The organism is Arthrobacter sp. 2RAF6 (genome assembly GCF_052115205.1).
GTDB lineage: Bacteria > Actinomycetota > Actinomycetes > Actinomycetales > Micrococcaceae > Arthrobacter.
This window is the reverse complement of sequence record NZ_JBFRGF010000123.1, coordinates 1-589: the sequence shown is the minus strand read 5'-3', so window position 1 is coordinate 589 and position 589 is coordinate 1. Positions and strand designations below refer to the sequence as shown.

Here is a 589-nt window from a genome sequence, read left to right as displayed (position 1 = left end):
GGCAGCTGGGGCCGGGGATCCTGGTCAACGGTGGGGCTCTGCCAGTCCTGCTGGGCGTCGGGGGCGGCCGTCATCATCCGGCGCATGGTGGCCATCATGGCGAGCATGTTCGGCTCGTTGAAAGTAATCACCCAAGGCACCCCGTCCAGAATCGTGGTTGCTTCGGCCACATAGGAGGTGAACCTCTCGATTGCCCTCTCTCCCAGCCATCCCCCTTCTTCGGCAAACCACTGCGGGGTGGTGAAGTGGTTCAGCGTCACGACCGGTGTGAGCCCGAGTCCGAGGGCGGTGTCGATCATCCGGCGGTAGTGGGCGAGCTCGGCGCGGGAGAACCGGCCAGGCAGAGGTTCGATCCGGGCCCATTCGATCCCGAAGCGGTAGGAGTTGAGGCCCGCGTCGGCGAGCAGCTTCATGTCCTCGGCATAACGGTGATAGCTGTCGATGGCGTCGCCGCTGGGTTCCATGCCGGGGACGGTCTGCTCTTGGATCCACCAGTCGCTGTTGATGTTGTTGCCCTCGATCTGGTGAGGTGCGGTAGAGGCGCCCCAGAGGAAGCCAGGCGGGAAGTTGTTCATAGTCAGGTCCTTTC

Annotated in this window: 1 protein-coding gene; it reads right to left on the bottom strand. The window is 63.8% G+C overall.

Annotated elements, in window-relative coordinates:
• Window positions 1-575, bottom strand: a 575-nt coding sequence (locus AB4Z38_RS25780; RefSeq protein ID WP_441432305.1) for a family 1 glycosylhydrolase, incomplete at its 3' end; no start/stop codon positions are given.
• Window positions 576-589: the final 14 nt, after the last annotated feature.